Below are 14,138 nucleotides of genomic sequence, written 5' to 3' on the forward strand. Positions count from 1 at the left end.
AAATTAAGAGATAGTAATGGTTGATCGCCCATTATTTATTATTAGTGCAAGCCTCATTACGATTAGCATTATTTTTTCTTATTCTCTCTCCTCTTTTGCGATTCTATATTATGATTATGGAGAATTTCACTTTGTTTTGCGTCAGCTGATTGCCGGAATTCTTGGCATTATGTTAATGTGGGGAATCTCTCGTTGCAATCCTGATAATTTTATCCTTTGGTTTGGCTTTTCTTTGTTTTTTGGCGGAATCTTTTTAATGTTTCTTATGCACTTTTTACCTGAAAGTCTTGCAACGAGTGCCGGAGGAGCAAAGCGGTGGATTCGCTTACCTTTCTTTTCTCTTGCACCCGTAGAATTTTTTAAGATTGGATTTATTATCTTTTTGGCTTGGAGTTTCGCACGCAAATTTTCTTTATTGGAGCAAAAAACTCTGAAAGAGGAATTTATCACTTTCTTGCCTTATGTGGCAGTCTTTTTGATTGCAGTCTATTTAATCGCGATTTTGCAAAATGACTTGGGACAAATCGTGCTTTTGGGTGCAACTTTAGCCCTAATGATGACTTTTGCAGGTTCGTCTTTTAAGTTGTTTCTTTATCTTTTAAGCGGAGCATTTGCACTTTTTATTCTTGTGATTATCACAAGTACTCATCGCATTATGCGCATTAAAGCCTGGTGGGCTGGGACACAAGACTTAATCCTTTCCTTTTTTCCTCAATCCATTGCAAATTCCTTACGCGTTGAAAATCTGCCCGAACCCTATCAGATTCAACATTCTCTTAATGCAATTGCAAATGGAGGAATCTTAGGCGAAGGCTTGGGGAATGGTTTAATCAAATTAGGATTCTTAAGTGAAGTGCATACCGATGTGATTCTAGCTGGAATCGCAGAAGAAATTGGTTTTGTAGGATTGCTTTGCATTAGCTTGCTTTTTGTCGCGCTTCTCTTTCGGATTCTTAAAATCGCGAATCGTTGCGAAAATACAATGTATTATTTATTTTGTTCTGGAGTCGCAGTTCTTTTGGGATTCTCCTTTTTAATCAATGCTTTTGGAATCTCTGGATTAATTCCCATTAAAGGAATTGCTGTTCCTTTTTTAAGCTATGGTGGAAGTTCCATTTTGGCTACAAGCATTATGATAGGTATGGTTCTCTCTATCAGCAAGAAAGCCAAAATGTCCTAAATCAAAAATGGTCAATTAAAATGCCAAAACATTATGACAAAATCATTTCTAAGCTACAAAAACGACCTTTAAGCCACAATGAATTTTTATCACTCCTCTCCGAAGCAGCGGGTTTGTTTGGAGAAAGTGCAAGCGAGCTTGAAATTATCAAAGGAAGCGGGATTCCGCTCGTCTTTGCGCACGACAAAGTCTATTATCGCCCTAGCCTAACCCCCATAGAATCAGAATCTTTTTGTATCATAGATATTGAAACAAATGGGCACAATCCTTTGATTCATCGTCCCATTGAAATTGGAGCTATAAAGTTTCATAATGGAAAAATTACAGAAACTTTTGAATCGCTCATTTTTTGCGAGGAAATTCCTGAATATATTACCAAAATTACAGGCATTAATGCTCAAATGTTAAGTAATGCGCCAAAAATTACAAAAGTTTTAGAATCTTTTAAATTGTTTTTAGGCGATTCTATCTTTGTCGCACATAATGTAAATTTTGATTACAATTTCTTAAGCCACTCCCTCGCCCATTATGGCTTTGGTTATCTTTATAACACCAAACTCTGCACCATTGCACTTGCCAAAAAAACCCTCCAAGCACCTCGCTATTCTTTAGGATTCTTAAATGAATTTCTCAAAATTCATCACCAAAACCTTCATCGCGCATTGCAAGATACAAAAACTACATTGGAAGTCTTTAAAATTTGTTTGCAAAATCTCCCCGCAAATCTCTATACAAGCAAGGATTTGCTAGAATTTATCAAAACCTAAAAAGGAGCAAACTATGCCAACCCAAGACAAAGAGCCAAAAACTGCTCAATTCTTAACCCAAAACTATCCTAAAAATTTTGATTCTCTACCAAGCCCTTGTTATGTGCTAGAAGAAAAAAAATTTGAAAAAAATTTGCAATTACTTCAAAAGGTGCAACAACAAAGTGGGGCAAAGATTCTACTAGCACTCAAAGGTTATGCCTTATGGAAAAGCTTTCCCCTTGCAAAAAATTATTTAAGCGGAATCACTGCAAGCGGAATCTATGAAGCAAGATTGGGTTATGAGGAATTTGGTAAGGAGATTACGACCTTTAGCCCCTCTTACAAACAAGAGGAAATGCAAGAGCTTGTGCAAATCTCAAATCATATTATTTTCAATTCTTTTACGCAATGGCAGACTTTTAAAGGAATCATAGAATCTCAAAATCAGCTTAGGGAGCGCAAAGGACAGCCAAAAATTGAAGTGGGCTTGCGTGTCAATCCAAAATACAGCGAAGTAAGCCCGGAAATCTATAATCCTTGCGTTGAAGGCTCACGACTTGGAATCCCGCCAAAGGAATTTAAAAAGGGTGTCAAGAAATTTGGTTTAGAGGGCATTAGCGGATTGCATTTTCATACACATTGCGAGCAAAATAGTGATGCACTCCAACGCACATTAAAATATTTTATCAAGCATTTTGGGGAGTATATTCCGCAAATGCGTTGGATTAATTTTGGTGGCGGACATCATATCACGCGCAAAGATTATGATATAGATTTGCTTATCCAACTCATTAGGGATTTCAAATCAAAATTCAAAACAGAAGTCTATTTAGAGCCGGGCGAAGCGGTGGGTTGGCAGTGTGGATTTCTCATTGGTAGCGTGATAGATATTGTGCAAAATGGAATCAAGATTGCGATTTTAGATGTCAGTGCTGCGGCACATATGCCTGATTGTCTTGAAATGCCTTATCGCCCAATGGTGCGCAATAGCTTTGAAGCGAAGATAAGCAAAAAACACCACAAACTAAAACTAAAGGGTAAAATGCCTTATACTTATCGCTTGGGAGGACCAACCTGCCTTGCGGGAGATGTGATTGGAGATTATAGCTTCAAAGAACCACTAAAAGTTGGCGACCGCTTGATTTTTGAGGATATGGTGCATTATACGATTGTCAAAAACAATACTTTTAATGGGATTCCTTTACCTTGCATTGGTATATTACATAAAAATGGAGAATTTGAATTGTTTAAGGAGTTTTCTTATCAAGACTACAAGCACCGCAATAGCTAAGAAACTACTTCTTAGCTTTGCTTTGCTTAAAATGTATTTGCAAAAAGCCTTTTGGGATTTTTAACCAATAAAAGCACGAACCACGTAATCAAGCCAACTAACACAACAACTGCGCCAAGCACTGCATCATCACTGCTAATGTTTAAAAAGGGTTCTCCCTCATAAGCTGCAAAAACACAATCTACAATCCACATTAGCCCAGCTCCCCAATACATAAGGCTCAAAGTGCCTAATTGCAAATTTTTTTGAGGATTACTTACAAACCAGCAAATACTTGCAATCACTGCTGCGAACAAAGTCATCAACAAACACATTGGATTAGCCTTAAGCCATTTGTGCTTTAGAAGTAAGATTTGCAGACATTTTATCCGCGCAAACAATCATCACAATCCAAATCGCAGTAATCAACGCAACTTGCGCACTACCAATCGTCAAAATTTCATAAATCATTGCCTGTGTATCTTCTGGAGAACTCATTGCAGTCAAAAAAGGAGGATAAGCAACAATCTCACCATGCCAAATATGCTCAATAAAAAGCAAAAAAGCACCTCCCAAAAGCATATTAACAAGCCAACTTAATTTTCTACTCCAAGAGATTTTGTGGGAAGTTTTTTGCACATTTTCATTTGCTTTTTCTTGTTTTAAAACACTTCTTTTAACCGCACTCAAAACACCTGCAGCCACAATAGATTCAACAAAGCACGCCATATCAGCACCTCCAAAATATATAAAAGTTAAAAAATAATAAACTAAAATGTCTTAAGATTTAATTATATTTTCAAAAGAAAGTAGTTAGCCCCATTTAGCAAGATTCTTTTACCTCCTAAAGAGCGCGGATTAACACACGCTCAAAGCACCCACTATCACGCTAATGATAATTCCAGCTAGAATTGTAAAGATTTGAATCCCGCGATTCTTTTTGATGTTAAATAAAGTAATCATTAACCCAGAAATATAAAGCAGAATCAAAGTTAAGCCAAAACCAATCGCAAGAATATCAAAATACCATTTTGCTTTTGCCTTGTGCAACATAATCATATCGCCAATTAAACTGCGCTCCATAGTCGTAACACTCCAAGTGGAATCCGCATTTTGTTTAATGCTTGCAGAATAATGCACTCCCCCAATCTCTAATGCCCCACTTTTTCTATTCATTTTAGCTTCCAAATTGCTTGGCACTTTTAATTGTGCGCTTTTAAGATATTCTACCAATGCCTGCACTTCCTGCCCTTTTTCTATGTTTTGCGTCAAAGTATAAGTTTGCTTTGTTGCACCAAAATCCTGATTAATCCCAGCAATATACAAAATCCCGCTTAACGCATACATTAATGCCAAAGGCAAGAAAAATAAACTAAGGTAAATATGAATATTGCGAAATTGTTTTGTCATCTTAAAGACTCCTTTTAAAAATAAAATTGAAATATATCACAGAAATATGAAGAAAATGTGAAGAATTCTTAACTTTAATTTGCTAGAATATTTGATTTTAATTTCAATAAGGAAACTTATGCGCATTCTTTTACTTTGCTCACTTCTCTTTTCTTATTTGCTAGCGCAAACTTACAGCGATTCTGCTTTTAGCGCAAATGGTGAAGTAAAATACAAAAATTTCACTTCGTTTGATTATGTCAATCCTAACGCACCCAAAGGAGGACATATCAAACAATATGCTCTTGGAAGTTATGATAGTTTTTATGACTTTTTGCTCAAAGGGACAAGCGCAAAAGGGCTTTCACTCCTTTATGATACCTTAATGGTGCGCTCTTTTGATGAGCCAAGCAGTCAATATGGGCTTGTAGCAAAACAAGTTCAAAGAGCACAGGATAATACCTTTGTCATTTTTCATTTAGATGAAAAGGCGCGTTTTAATGATGGCAAAGAAGTTACCGCCTTTGATGTGGAGTTTAGTTTTAACACCATTGCAAGAGGAGAGAATCCCTCAATGGTGCGCTATTATGCAGATGTTAAAGAAGTGATTGTGGTAGATAAATACACCGTGCGTTTTAATTTTCACAATCCCAACAATCGCGAATTAGCCTTAATTCTTGGGGATTTGCCGATTTTGCCCAAACATTATTATGAAAATATCATTTTAAGCGAAAATCCGCTCAAACTTCCATTAGGAAGCGGTCCTTACAAAATAGAATCTTTTGAAGCAGGGAGAAGCGTTACCTATCAGCGCGTAGAACATTATTGGGCTAAGAATCACAAAACGCGCGTGGGATATTTTAATTTTGACAAAATCACCTTTGACTATTACAAAGATGACGCCGTAGCCCTAGAAGCCTTTAAATCAGGTAGATACGACTATCGTGAAGAATCTAGTGCGAAAAATTGGGCGGTAGGTTATGAGGGAATCGCACTAAAAAACCAAGATATTCAAAAAATTGAATTGCTCCATTCCTTGCCAAGCGGTATGCAAGGATTCGTGTTTAATTTGCGCAAAAACCTTTTCAAGGACAGGCGCGTGCGTGAAGCGTTGGGGCTTGCATTTGATTTTGAATGGAGTAATAAGAATCTTTTTTTTAACCAATATAGTCGCACAAAAAGTTTTTTTGATAATTCTGAATTTGCGAGCGTTGGGATTCCATTAGGAGCAGAACTAGCAATCTTAGAACCCTATCGCTCCAAGCTTCCACCAGAAGTTTTTACGCAAAGTTTTTCACTCCCAAAAAGCAAAGGCGATGGCAACAACCGCGAGAATCTTAAAAAAGCGCAAGCTTTACTTAAAGACGCAGGCTTCATCATCAAAAATGGCAAACTTTATCCGCCCAAAGACACCACGCAACCCAATACAAAAGAGCAGCCTTTTGCCTTTGAATTATTGCTTGTCTCTCCTGCAATGGAACGCGTTGCGATTCCTTTTCAGAAAAATTTACAAATCTTAGGAATCACGATGAAAATTCGCATAGTAGATGTGAGTCAATACATCAACCAACTGCGACAATTTGATTACGATATGATTGTTAGTGTTTTTCCTCAAAGTCTCTCTCCGGGCAATGAACAAGCATTTTTTTGGGGTTCAAAGGCTGCAGATTCTGCAGGAAGTTATAATTATATCGGGATTCAAAATGAAGTCGTAGATGCCTTGATTTCAAAAATCATTCAAGCAAAGGATTATCAAGAACTTCTCATCAGCACGCGTGCGCTAGACCGCGTGCTATTATGGGAATATTATGTGATTCCACATTTTCATACCAAAACATTCCGCGTTGCTTTTTGGGACTTTTTAGAACACCCCACAATTACGCCAATTTACAATGTCGGCTTTGAAACTTGGTGGGTCAATCCAAGCAAGCTAGAGAAATTGCAGAGGAAATATCCAAGCCTGCGTCGCTAAAAGGGAAAATTTGAAACAATACATTCTCAAAAGACTTTTGCTGATTATCCCTACCCTATTTGGGATTATGACATTAAACTTTTTTATCATTCAAGCAGCACCGGGCGGTCCGGTAGAACAGATGATTGCACGCTTAGAGGGAGTGGGAGGACAAGGCGAAGTGCAACCTACGAGTGTTTATAAGAATCAAGGCTTGGATGAAGAGATGATTGCCAAAATCAATGCACTTTATGGCTTTGATAAACCTCTTTTAGAGCGGTATTTTTTAATGATGAAAAATTATCTTTGTTTTGAATTTGGCAGTAGTTTTTATAAAAATACCGCTGTGATTGACTTGCTTTTAGAAAAACTCCCCGTTTCTATCAGTCTAGGGCTTTGGAGCACTTTATTAATTTATTTGATTTCTATTCCATTAGGAATCCAAAAAGCATTCAAAGAGGGAAGCACTTTTGATAGCATTACAAGCACACTCATTATTATTGGAAATGCGATTCCAACCTTTTTATTTGCCCTTATCTTGATTATTCTTTTTGCAGGCGGAACATATTTTAATCTCTTTCCCTTGCGTGGAATCACAGGAGATGATTTTGCAAACTTAAGCTTATTTGGCAAAATCAAAGATTACTTTTGGCATATTACTTTGCCTGTTATTTCTCTTAGCATTGGAGGTTTTGCGACTTTGACTCTGCTTTCTAAAAATTCTTTTTTAGAGGAAATCCACAAGCAATATGTCCAGCTTGCTTTTGCCAAAGGTTTAAACGAATCTCAAGTGCTTTATCGTCATATTTTTCGTAATGCAATGCTCATTATTATCGCTTCCATTCCCTCTGCATTACTTGGAATCCTACTTAGCGGCTCGCTTCTGATTGAAATCATTTTCTCGCTTGATGGATTGGGACTTTTAGGATACGAATCCATTATCACACGCGATTATCCTGTCATCTTTGGCTCACTTTATCTTTTTACACTTTTTGGCTTGATTGTGGGATTAATCAGCGATTTGCTCTACACATTCATAGACCCAAGAATCAATTTCCAAAGGGTTTAAAATGAAAAACAGAATCTTAAATCAAAGACGATTCCTAGCATTCAAACAAAACAAGCGTGCGTATTTCTCACTTTGGATTTTTGGTATGCTTTTTATTCTCTGTATGGGTGCAGAATTTATTGCCAACGACAAGCCGCTTTTCATTCGCTATGCGGGGGAGAATTATTTTCCCTTATTGAAAGATTATCCCGAAACAACTTTTGGGGGAGATTTTGAAAGTATTGCAAACTACAATGACTCCTATTTGCAAAGCAAGATTCGCGAAAAAGGCTTTCTTATTATGCCACTAATTCCCTATGCTTACGATTCTGTGATTTATGATTTGCCAACTCCATCTCCCTCGCCCCCAAGCCTAAAGAATCTCTTAGGCACAGACGACTTAGGGAGAGATGTGTTCGCAAGATTGCTTTATGGGCTAAAGACTTCCATTTTGTTTGGTCTGATTCTTACTTTCTTTAGCTCCATTATCGGACTTTTTATCGGGGCAGTTTGTGGATATTTTGGAGGCAGAATAGACTTACTAGGGCAGCGGTTAATTGAGATTTGGAGCGGTATGCCGATTCTTTTTGTATTAATTATTTTTGCAAGCCTGTTAGAACCAAACTTTTGGAGTATTTTATGTGTTGTTTTGCTGTTTTCTTGGATTACTCTCGTGCCTTTCGTGCGCGCAGAATTTCTAAAAGTGCGGAATCTTGACTATATCAAAGCCGCCAAAATGCTTGGCGTTAGCCATTTTCGCATTATACTCCACCATATTTTGCCCAATGCACTTGTTGCAACAATTACTTACTTGCCCTTTATTCTTTGTGGGAGCATTACGACTTTAGCCTCCTTAGACTTTTTGGGGCTTGGATTGCCCCCACCAAGTGCGAGCTTAGGCGAAATCCTCTCTCAAGGCAAAAACAATCTAAACGCTCCTTGGCTTGGGCTAAGCGGATTCTTTGCTTTAAGTTTTTTGCTTTGTTTGCTCGTCTTTATCGGAGAGGGCTTGCGGGACTGCTTAAGGAGTGAAAATATTCTCATCAAAGGAAAAGAACAATGAATCTTTTGCAAGTGCATTCACTTCAAGTTGCTTTGCAAGAATTTACCTTACAAGACATTCATTTCACACTGCAACAAGGAGAAACCTTAGGAATCGTGGGGGAATCAGGAAGCGGAAAAACTCTGCTTAGCCATTTGATTTTACGATTAATTAAAAATTACGAACTGCAAAGTGGAGAGATTCTTTATTTGGGGCAAAATTTACTTGAATGGAAAGAATCGCAAATGCAAGCTTTGCGGGGCAAAGAAATCAGCTATATTTTCCAAGAACCCCTAAGCGCGCTCAATCCTTTGCAAAAAATCAAAAAACAACTTAGTGAAGCAATTGTGATTCATTGCCCAAAAATCAAGCCTCATTCCTTGCAGCAAAAAATTTTGGAATTGCTAGAGAATGTGCATCTCACTCCAAAAGTGCTAGAATCCTATCCTTATGAACTTAGCGGGGGACAAAGACAGAGAATCTGTATTGCCATTGCTCTTGCAAATTCTCCTAAAATCCTTATTGCCGATGAACCAACTACTGCGCTAGATTCCACAACACAAGCCCAAATTCTCGCACTTTTGAAAAATTTGCAAGCCAAATTAAACCTTAGCATTCTTTTTATCAGCCATAATCTAGCCGTCGTTTCCAAGCTCTGCTCCTCGCTTCTTGTGCTTCAAAAAGGTAGAATCGTAGAAAAAGGAACAACAAAAGAAATCTTTGAATCCCCTAAAAATCCTTATACACAAATGCTCATTCAGTCAATGGGATTCCATTACAATCAAGAATCTTATCAACAAAATACACTTTTAGAGATTCAAAATCTAAGCGTCCAATACCCAACAAAAAAGAGTTTTTGGGGTAAAACTTTAGAATCTTTTGTCGCTTTAGAACCTCTTAGCTTTTGCCTAAGAGAAAGGGAAAGTTTGGGAATTATTGGTGAATCAGGAAGTGGCAAAAGTAGCTTGGCTCACGCACTTTGTCGCTTGCTTGAATCCAATATCACACAAGGAGAAATGAAGTTTTTAGGCAAAAATTTTTTCGCTTTAAAGGGGCAAGAATTGCGTCATTTTAGAAAAAAAATTCAAATCATTTTTCAAGACCCTTTTAGCTCTCTTAATCCCAAAATGAATGTTTTTCAGATTCTGCAAGAGGGGCTTAAGGAGCACAAAGAATCGCAAAATCCCAAAATAATTTATGAAAAAATTGTCCAAAGTCTCGTAGATGTAGGGCTAGATGAAAGCTATTTAGAACGTTATCCTAATGAACTAAGCGGGGGACAAAGACAGAGAATCAGCATTGCTAGAAGTTTGATTTTACGCCCAAAAGTGCTGATTTTGGACGAACCCACAAGTGCATTAGACCGCGCGACACAAAATCAAATTTTGAAATTACTTTTAAATCTTAGCAAGCAATATCATTTAAGCTATCTTTGCATTAGCCACGATTTGAGTGTGATTGCGAATTTATGTCAAAATGTTTTGGTATTAAAAGAGGGAAAAATGCTTGAATATGGGGCGACAAAAGAAGTTTTCAAATCCCCAAAACACCCTTATGTCCAAACCCTGCTTGAAGCAAGTGAGCTATAAGATTGCTTGCAAATTGTGGTTATTTATAACATTCATTGATATTCTAATCCAGCTCCTCACACATTTTTATAAACTCTTGATAATATTTCCAAGATTCCACGATGTTGGGGATTTTGTTGGTTGAGATTGATTCTTGTAAGATTATAGATTGTTTCGTCGCTTTGTTTCTCTCAAAGCTGAAGTAGTAAGATTTAGGTTGTTTAGGATTAGATTGCGCAGCTTTTATAAAGGCTTCACAAGGATGCAGTGGTTGGGCTTTTTGTCCCACGATTCCACATCCGCCCTTGCAAAAATTCTTATTCTACTTCTGCGTCAATGACATCATCATCTTTTTTGTTTTGTGCGCCACCTTGTGCGTTTTCGTCTTTTTTATACATTGCCTCTGCGAGCTTATGGCTTGCTTCTGTCAAAGCTTTGACTTTTGCCTCAATCTCCTCTTTTGTCGCATTCTCATTTTTTAATGTCTCTTGCAATGCAGTGATTGCACTTTGGATTTTTTCTACCTCGCTTGCGTCAATCTTATCTTTCATTTCATCTAAACTTTTTTGGCTTTGATACACTAAGCTATCGGCTTGATTACGCACTTCAATAATTTCTTTTTTCTTTTTATCCTCTTCTTTATTTAATTCCGCGTCTTTAACCATTTTTTCAATTTCAGAATCGGACAATCCGCTAGAACCTGTGATTTTAATCTCTTGCTCTTTGCCTGTTGCTTTATCTTTTGCGCTTACCGTTAAGATTCCGTTTGCGTCAATGTCAAAAGTAACTTCAATTTGTGGCACACCACGAGGAGCTGCTGGGATTCCGCTTAGCTCAAAGTTTCCTAGCATTTTATTATCTCTTGCTAATTCTCTCTCACCTTGTAAAACTTGAATCGTAACTGCGGGTTGATTGTCCTCTGCGGTGGAGAAAACTTGATTTTTCTTTGTTGGAATCGTTGTTCCACGCTCAATAATCCTTGTCATCACGCCACCTAGTGTTTCAATTCCCAAACTCAAAGGCGTAACATCTAGCAGTAAAACATCTTTTACATCGCCTTTTAAAACACCCCCTTGAATCGCCGCACCCATTGAAACAACTTCATCAGGATTCACAGATTTATTCAATTCTTTTCCAATAAAGTCTTTTACTCTCTCTTGGACTTTTGGGATTCTTGTTGAACCACCCACCATTACAACTTCGTTAATCTCACTTTTACTCAAATCCGCGTCTTTAATGACATTGGCAATTTTATCAATGGTTTGATTAATGTATTGCTCAATGAGGCTTTCAAACTTCGCGCGAGTAAGCTTTTTCACCAAGTGTTTTGGACCGCTAGAATCCGCAGTGATAAAGGGCAGATTGATTTCTGTTTCTTGCGCACTACTTAGCTCTTTTTTCGCATTTTCTGCCGCTTCTTTTAGCCTTTGAAGTGCCATTACATCACTTTTTAGATTGATTCCATTTTCACTTTCAAACTCTGCTGCTGCCCAATCAATGATGGCATTATCAAAGTCATCACCACCCAAAAATGCGTCCCCACCTGTGGCTTTTACCTCTACGACATTGTCGCCTGTTTCTAGCACGGTTACATCAAATGTCCCACCGCCCAAATCATAAACGACAATATTTTCGGAATGCTTTTTATCCAAACCATAAGCCAAAGCCGCACTTGTTGGCTCATTAATAATTCTTAAAACATTTAATCCTGCAATCGTTCCTGCTTCTTTTGTTGCCTTTCTTTGTGCGTCATTAAAATACGCTGGAACGGTGATAACAGCCTCTGTAACTTCCTCGCCTAGATAACTTTCTGCGTCTGCTTTTAGTTTCATCAAAATTTTTGCTGAAATTTCTTGTGGTGTATAGACCTTGCCTGCAATCTCAATCGCACACGCGCCATTTCTATCTACTACTTTATAAGGAAGTCTTTTTTTTGCCTCTTGCGCCTTGTCTTCATTAAACATTAATCCCATTATTCTTTTAATAGAATAAATAGTTTTTTCTGGATTCGTAATTGCTTGACGCTTTGCAGGGTCTCCGACTAAAACCTCACCTTTATCGGTAAATGCAACAATAGAAGGTGTTGTGTTTTTACCCTCTTTATTTGCGATAATTTTTGCCTCATTGCCTTCAAATACTGCCATTGCAGAGTTTGTTGTTCCTAAATCAATTCCTAATACTTTTCCCATTTTTTTATCCTTTTATTTAAATTTAAATTATTTTGCGATTCCTACTTCGCAATGCTAACCATAGAGGGACGCAAAACCCTTTCTTTATATTTATAACCCTTTTGCATTTCTGCAACAATCTCGCCCGAATCGTGCTCATCACTTTGCACTTGCATAATTGCATCGTGGAAATTCGGGTCAAACCCACCCTCTGTTAAAATGGGTTCAATCCCGTGCTTTGCCAATGTTTTTAACAAATTATCCAAAGTTAGCGCAATGCCCTCTTCTATTTTTCTTAAAATTTCCTCTTGATTTTCGCTATTTTCTTTAGAATCACGGATTGTTTTTAATGCAATTTCAAGAGTATCAAGACTTGAAAGCAAGTCTTTGGCGATTTTTTCATACGCATATTCTAAAGCTTGGTCTTTATCACGAATCAAACGTTTTTTGGTATTTTCAAAATCTGCGTAAGCACGCACATATTGGTCTTTTAACTCGTTAATTTGCGATTGTAATGCTTCTTTAGAATCCGCATCATTTACCACCACTTCCTCTTGGGATTCGTCATTTTCTTGCGAATCGTCAAAAGTTTGATTTTCATTTTGCTCTTCTTGCACTTTCGCTCCTTAAATTTGATTTTTGAATATTTAAAATTGAATTTTAGCAATTATTCTTTCAAATTTCAAGCGAAATTATATAACTTTAGTCTATTATTGTCAAGTTAAATTAACAAAATAAACTAAACTTTCTTAAAATTTTATACGCAATTATTGAATTTTTGAGAATTAAGAATTTAATCTTGCAAGATTCTTGCATTTAGATTGCTTGGCTCACAGGACGAGGGTTAATAGGATTTTTAAGCAAAACTCTGTTATCCTTAAGCCTTTTAAACTTTATAAGGAGAATCCCAAATGAGAGTTTCTAATATGCTAACTAATGCAATCTTTCAAAAATTATTCCTTTTGTTTTTTTTTGTTTTTGGCACACAATTTTTCGCAGAAGATTCCATTGCCACTCCCTCAACCTTTCAAGTAGAAAATGGTAAAACAATTATTCTATCTACTACAGCTTCCAATCCAAAACCTATTAAAATTCATCAAAAAACTTATACTTGGATTCCACACCCTAGTGATAAATCCCAAAAAATAGCGATTCTTTCTATCCCTTATCGCACACCTGCTTCTACAATTACATTAGAAAATGGCTCTATTGTTCAAATTATCACTGGAAATTACACCAAAGAGCAAATTCAAGCAAATCCTAACAAAGTCAAACCCAATCCCAAAAATCAAGAAAGAATCCAAAGAGAACGCGAAGAAGCAAACAAAATTTACAGCAATTACAGCCAAGAAAGACTTTGGGATTCTGCTTTTATCTATCCTATGCAAAGCGTCATTACAAGCCCTTTTGGAAGCGCGCGCGTTTTTAACAATGAACTTAAAAGCTACCATAGCGGCACAGACTTTAGAGCAAAAATCGGCACAGAAATCTATGCAAGCAATCGTGGCAAAGTTGTCATTGCCAAACATCGCTTTCTAGCGGGTGGTTCTGTCGTGTTAGACCACGGCGAGGGAATCTTTAGTATGTATTATCATTGCAGTGAAATCAAAGTAGAAGTAGGACAAATTGTAGAAAAAGGAGATTTAATTGCATTAAGTGGCGCGACAGGGCGTGTGAGCGGACCACATTTGCATTTTGGGATTCTCATTCGTGGCGCGCAAGTGGATCCGCTAGACTTTATCGCGCAAGCCAACGCACTCTTTTAAAGGAAAA

At 37.3% G+C, this 14,138-nt stretch carries 14 protein-coding genes; 8 read left to right on the forward strand and 6 right to left on the reverse strand.

What is annotated here, in order from left to right:
- The first annotated feature begins 16 nt into the window (after positions 1-16).
- From K2N75_RS04210 to nspC, 3 genes are read left to right on the forward strand one after another with little or no spacing between them, the layout of a single operon-like run.
- Positions 17-1,180 carry a putative peptidoglycan glycosyltransferase FtsW gene (locus K2N75_RS04210; protein WP_297679952.1) on the forward strand — a complete coding sequence of 388 codons (1,164 nt, stop codon included), beginning with the start codon at positions 17-19 and terminating at the stop codon, positions 1,178-1,180.
- A gap of 20 nt (positions 1,181-1,200) precedes the next feature.
- A complete protein-coding gene (locus K2N75_RS04215; protein WP_297679953.1) occupies positions 1,201-1,947 on the forward strand; it encodes a 3'-5' exonuclease in 747 nt (248 codons plus the stop codon).
- A 13-nt stretch (positions 1,948-1,960) separates the two neighbouring features.
- Positions 1,961-3,220: a carboxynorspermidine decarboxylase gene (nspC, locus tag K2N75_RS04220; RefSeq protein WP_297679954.1), complete on the forward strand. Its 1,260-nt coding sequence runs from the start codon at positions 1,961-1,963 to the stop codon at positions 3,218-3,220.
- A 26-nt stretch (positions 3,221-3,246) separates the two neighbouring features.
- On the opposite strand, the gene K2N75_RS04225 is transcribed toward nspC, so the two are convergent.
- The 3 genes from K2N75_RS04225 to K2N75_RS04235 form a co-directional block, all read right to left on the reverse strand.
- Entirely contained in the window at positions 3,247-3,534 is a 288-nt protein-coding gene (locus tag K2N75_RS04225; protein ID WP_297679955.1) for a hypothetical protein, read from the reverse strand.
- A 10-nt stretch (positions 3,535-3,544) separates the two neighbouring features.
- Positions 3,545-3,928: a hypothetical protein gene (locus tag K2N75_RS04230; protein ID WP_297679956.1), complete on the reverse strand. Its 384-nt coding sequence runs from the start codon at positions 3,926-3,928 to the stop codon at positions 3,545-3,547.
- Between the two features lie 129 nt (positions 3,929-4,057).
- Positions 4,058-4,609: a PepSY domain-containing protein gene (locus K2N75_RS04235; RefSeq protein ID WP_297679957.1), complete on the reverse strand. Its 552-nt coding sequence runs from the start codon at positions 4,607-4,609 to the stop codon at positions 4,058-4,060.
- 118 nt (positions 4,610-4,727) lie between these two features.
- Here K2N75_RS04235 and K2N75_RS04240 point away from each other — a divergent pair, with 118 nt between their 5' ends.
- Genes K2N75_RS04240 through K2N75_RS04255 form a run of 4 tightly spaced genes read left to right on the forward strand, consistent with a single transcriptional unit; the run spans position 4,728 to position 10,218 of the window.
- A complete protein-coding gene (locus tag K2N75_RS04240; protein ID WP_297679958.1) occupies positions 4,728-6,560 on the forward strand; it encodes an extracellular solute-binding protein in 1,833 nt (610 codons plus the stop codon).
- A gap of 10 nt (positions 6,561-6,570) precedes the next feature.
- Positions 6,571-7,608: a microcin C ABC transporter permease YejB gene (yejB, locus tag K2N75_RS04245; RefSeq protein ID WP_297679959.1), complete on the forward strand. Its 1,038-nt coding sequence runs from the start codon at positions 6,571-6,573 to the stop codon at positions 7,606-7,608.
- Between the two features lies 1 nt (position 7,609).
- Positions 7,610-8,650: an ABC transporter permease gene (locus K2N75_RS04250; RefSeq protein ID WP_297679960.1), complete on the forward strand. Its 1,041-nt coding sequence runs from the start codon at positions 7,610-7,612 to the stop codon at positions 8,648-8,650.
- Complete coding sequence (locus K2N75_RS04255) at positions 8,647-10,218, forward strand: dipeptide ABC transporter ATP-binding protein (RefSeq protein ID WP_297679961.1); 1,572 nt, start codon at positions 8,647-8,649, stop codon at positions 10,216-10,218. Before K2N75_RS04250 ends, K2N75_RS04255 begins: the two co-directional genes overlap by 4 nt.
- A 43-nt stretch (positions 10,219-10,261) precedes the next feature.
- On the opposite strand, the gene K2N75_RS09190 is transcribed toward K2N75_RS04255, so the two are convergent.
- The 3 genes from K2N75_RS09190 to grpE are packed head-to-tail and all read right to left on the reverse strand — an operon-like array spanning position 10,262 to position 12,982.
- Positions 10,262-10,486 carry a DUF2972 domain-containing protein gene (locus K2N75_RS09190; RefSeq protein ID WP_363318423.1) on the reverse strand — a complete coding sequence of 75 codons (225 nt, stop codon included), beginning with the start codon at positions 10,484-10,486 and terminating at the stop codon, positions 10,262-10,264.
- 28 nt (positions 10,487-10,514) lie between these two features.
- Positions 10,515-12,386, reverse strand: coding sequence for a molecular chaperone DnaK (dnaK, locus tag K2N75_RS04260; protein WP_297679962.1), 1,872 nt, complete (start codon positions 12,384-12,386; stop codon positions 10,515-10,517).
- A gap of 41 nt (positions 12,387-12,427) precedes the next feature.
- Positions 12,428-12,982, reverse strand: coding sequence for a nucleotide exchange factor GrpE (gene grpE, locus K2N75_RS04265; protein WP_297679963.1), 555 nt, complete (start codon positions 12,980-12,982; stop codon positions 12,428-12,430).
- Between the two features lie 294 nt (positions 12,983-13,276).
- On the opposite strand from grpE, the gene K2N75_RS04270 reads away from it, so the two are divergent.
- Positions 13,277-14,131, forward strand: a complete 855-nt coding sequence (locus K2N75_RS04270) for a M23 family metallopeptidase (RefSeq protein WP_297679964.1) — start codon at positions 13,277-13,279, stop codon at positions 14,129-14,131.
- Positions 14,132-14,138 lie beyond the last annotated feature (7 nt).

The organism is Helicobacter sp. (genome assembly GCF_029067145.1).
Lineage (GTDB): Bacteria > Campylobacterota > Campylobacteria > Campylobacterales > Helicobacteraceae > Helicobacter_D.

Coding starts and splice junctions, on each gene's coding strand:
- K2N75_RS04270 (WP_297679964.1), top strand. CDS start 13,277: ATGAGAGTTTCTAATATGCTAACTAATGCAATCTTTCAAAAATTATTC.
- K2N75_RS04235 (WP_297679957.1), bottom strand. CDS start 4,609: ATGACAAAACAATTTCGCAATATTCATATTTACCTTAGTTTATTTTTC.
- K2N75_RS04230 (WP_297679956.1), bottom strand. CDS start 3,928: ATGGCGTGCTTTGTTGAATCTATTGTGGCTGCAGGTGTTTTGAGTGCG.
- K2N75_RS04210 (WP_297679952.1), top strand. CDS start 17: ATGGTTGATCGCCCATTATTTATTATTAGTGCAAGCCTCATTACGATT.
- K2N75_RS04240 (WP_297679958.1), top strand. CDS start 4,728: ATGCGCATTCTTTTACTTTGCTCACTTCTCTTTTCTTATTTGCTAGCG.
- K2N75_RS04255 (WP_297679961.1), top strand. CDS start 8,647: ATGAATCTTTTGCAAGTGCATTCACTTCAAGTTGCTTTGCAAGAATTT.
- K2N75_RS04250 (WP_297679960.1), top strand. CDS start 7,610: ATGAAAAACAGAATCTTAAATCAAAGACGATTCCTAGCATTCAAACAA.
- nspC (WP_297679954.1), top strand. CDS start 1,961: ATGCCAACCCAAGACAAAGAGCCAAAAACTGCTCAATTCTTAACCCAA.
- K2N75_RS04215 (WP_297679953.1), top strand. CDS start 1,201: ATGCCAAAACATTATGACAAAATCATTTCTAAGCTACAAAAACGACCT.
- K2N75_RS04225 (WP_297679955.1), bottom strand. CDS start 3,534: ATGTGTTTGTTGATGACTTTGTTCGCAGCAGTGATTGCAAGTATTTGC.
- dnaK (WP_297679962.1), bottom strand. CDS start 12,386: ATGGGAAAAGTATTAGGAATTGATTTAGGAACAACAAACTCTGCAATG.